Annotated in this window: 3 protein-coding genes; all 3 read right to left on the reverse strand. The window is 39.3% G+C overall.

Annotation, left to right across the window (positions count from 1 at the left end; all coding sequences use genetic code 11):
* A partial coding sequence (locus B3C94_RS14340) for a GNAT family N-acetyltransferase (protein ID WP_293904819.1) occupies window positions 1-1,132 on the reverse strand: 1,132 nt, incomplete at its 3' end.
* 301 nt (window positions 1,133-1,433) lie between these two features.
* Window positions 1,434-1,775 carry a DUF3467 domain-containing protein gene (locus B3C94_RS14345; protein WP_293904821.1) on the reverse strand — a complete coding sequence of 114 codons (342 nt, stop codon included), beginning with the start codon at window positions 1,773-1,775 and terminating at the stop codon, window positions 1,434-1,436.
* A gap of 36 nt (window positions 1,776-1,811) precedes the next feature.
* The gene (locus tag B3C94_RS14350) at window positions 1,812-2,930 is read right to left on the reverse strand and encodes a M42 family metallopeptidase (protein WP_293904823.1); all 1,119 of its coding nucleotides are present in this window, start codon (window positions 2,928-2,930) and stop codon (window positions 1,812-1,814) included.
* Between the last annotated feature and the right edge of the window lie 365 nt (window positions 2,931-3,295).

A 3,295-nucleotide genomic window follows, 5' to 3' on the forward strand; every position in this document is an offset into this window, starting at 1 on the left:
GACTTAATTCAGGGAACTCTACATCGTAACAAATCAATAGCCCTACTTTACCACAGTCGGTGTCAAAGACCTTAACCTCACTTCCGCCCACCATACCATAATATTTAAATTCATTGGGCGTGATGTGAATTTTTTTAAACTCATCCAGCTTACCGTTGCGATGACAGAGGTAGGAAACATTGTAAAGTTTTTTGTTTTCCATCAGTGGCATTGATCCCGCAATGATATTGACATTGTAGGATACCGCAAATTGCTGAATGCGATCGATAATCTCCGAAGTATGCTGGGCAAGTCTTTCCATGGCCAGTCGTTCGGGAAGATCATTATAAGGGCTCATCAGCGGCGTATTGAAGAACTCTGGGAACATAATAAAATCTGTCCCATAATCACTCACGGTATCCACAAAGAACTCGATTTGATCATAAAATGCCTCCAGATTATCAAATAAACGCATCTGCCATTGCACCAATCCTAACCGAATAGTTTGCTTGGTAGTCGAAATGGACCGCGTATCTGCTTCATAATAGATATTATTCCACTCCAGCAGCGTTGCAAACTCCATCGATTCAGCATCTTCGGGCAGATAATGCTTGAGTATCTTTTTGACATGAAAGTCATTCGAAAGCTGAAAGGTCAAGGTCGGATCATAGATCTCCTTGCGCTTGACTTTTTCAATATAGACCCGAGGGCTCATTTTGTCCGCATAATTGTGATAATTTGGGATACGGCCGCCGGCAACAATACATTTGAGATTCATCTGCTCACAGAGCTCCTTCCGCGCATCGTAAAGACGACGTCCAAGGCGAAGAGCACGATGATTCGGATGAACAAAAACCTCTATTCCATACAGGGTATCCCCCCCATCACTATGTTTGCTAAACTTACCGTCATCAATAATCTCATAATAACTATCATAAATATTATTTTTTTTGGAGTTCAAAATAATTGACAAAGCACAAGCAACCACATGTCCGTCAATCTCCACACACAATTGTCCTTCGGGGAACAAATCGATCAAATCTTGAATATTTTCCTTTGACCAGGTTTCACCTACTCCATCATAAGCCTGTTCCATCGATTTTTTCAAATCAACATAATCCTTCTTTGTCAAGTTCCGCACTTGAATATCCATATAAATCTCCTTTTTGAAATTAGTTATCTAAATTTAGTAAAAGTAAAAGCCAAGTCCAAGACTAGCAATAGGCAATATATACCGTCATGTTGCCTTAAAGGACCAGACAACATCAATAGATAACAAACTTCTCCTGGATTAGTTCATTAGCTTCGGGCCAATACGATAGAAAGCCTTTAAGATGACGATGGAACGGCTAGGTGACAAAAGTGCAAGAAAAGCATCGAAAGAAAAAATCCGATAAAAAAAAGCGCCAATTATTAATTGGCGCTTTTAATATCTCAATGATAGCTGCTATCAACTATGCTTGACCTTGTGGCGTTCCAAAAGGAAATGCAACAGTAGGATCACCACCTTGTTGTGGTTGTTCAGCAACACCTACATCCATTTTAATTGGACCATTCAATGCCTCGAAACGATTCACGTTGTCAACCAATGCACCTAACAAGCGTTTTGCATGCTCTGGAGTCAAAACGATTCTTGATTTCACTTTTGCTTTTGGCACTCCTGGCATCACACGGATAAAGTCAACCACAAATTCAGTATTAGAGTGAGTGATAATCGCAAGATTTGAGTAGGTTCCTTCTGCTACTTCTTCTGTCAACTCGATGCTCAATTCGTTTTGATTTTGGTTATTTTCCATAATAATTCTAATGATAAGTTAATATATTCTTAAATTCTACTTTGTAAAAGTTCTAAAATCCTGTCCGTTCTCAATGTTCAGTAACGTTTCGTAAATCAATCTGATCACGTTGTCCACGTCTTCTTTATGTACCATCTCCACAGTAGTATGCATATAGCGGAGTGGTAACGAAATCAATGCCGAGGGTACACCGCCATTGCTATAAGCAAATGCATCCGTATCAGTTCCTGTAAAACGAGAGGAAGCCTGCCGCTGGAAAGGAATATTATTCTTCTCAGCAACCTTAACCAACAGTTTATTCAAATTGATCTGTACTGCTGGCGCATAAGACAATACCGGTCCTTTTCCAGAGAACAGATCTCCCTGTGTGATCTTATTGATCATCGGGGTCTGTGTATCATGTGTCACATCGGTCACGATAGCAACATTCGGTTTAATACGATCTGCAATCATTTCGGCACCACGTAAACCAATCTCTTCCTGCACCGAATTTACGATATATAATCCAAATGGCAATTTCTTTTTATTCTCTTTTAGCAAGCGTGCAACTTCAGCGATCATAAAGCCACCCGCACGATTGTCCATGGCCCGCCCGACATAATAACGGTCATTAAGAATGGAGAAGGTATCCTCATAAGTAATGACACAACCCACATGGATGCCTAGCGCTTCGACCTCTTCCTTGGTACTGCATCCACAGTCCAAAAAGATATTTTTCAACGAAGGATTTTCCTCTTTCTCTCCTGAACGCGTATGGATTGCTGGCCATCCGAATACCGCTTTAACGATCCCCTTTTCAGTGTGAATATTCACGCGCTTAGACGGTGCAATCTGGTGATCCGAACCACCGTTACGTATCACATAGATCAATCCATCTTTGGTAATATAATTGACAAACCAAGAAATTTCATCCGCATGAGCCTCTATAACGACCTTATATTCAGCTTTCGGATTAATCACACCTACAGCGGTACCATAGTTATCAACGAATGTGTCATCCACATAAGGTTTCAAATAATCCAGCCACAAACGCTGCCCATCCCACTCAAATCCTGTAGGAGAAGCATTATTGATATATTTCTCAAAAAATGAAAGCGAATCTTTAGTCACAACCGTATTGTGCTTCGGTTCTTTTTTCTTGTTTTTTTCTGCCATCTTTTCCTTTTCTATTTACTTTCGTCAAAATATGAAAATTTCAACGAAATGCAAAAGTAAAAATGTTTTTTGAAATATTGTTTGTGCAATTTATTTTATGCCCACACCTCCTATTTCTATTATAAAACAAAGCTACGCAGCAATATTCCATTAGCGTTGAATAAATTAGATCCCTCCCCCAATGATATTGTCCTTAAAAACAAATTATGCGAATAAAAAATGAGATTAAAGCTTATCTTTACTCCAAAGTAATTTAAACAGCTATAAAATTTATGAATTCAATATTAAGTGCAATACATTGGAATATTGACCCCGAAATGTTCAACTTTGGCGCCTTTGCCCTTCGCTATTATGCCTTATGCTGG

The sequence above is a fragment of the Sphingobacterium sp. UBA5670 genome (assembly GCF_002420705.1).
Lineage (GTDB): Bacteria > Bacteroidota > Bacteroidia > Sphingobacteriales > Sphingobacteriaceae > Sphingobacterium.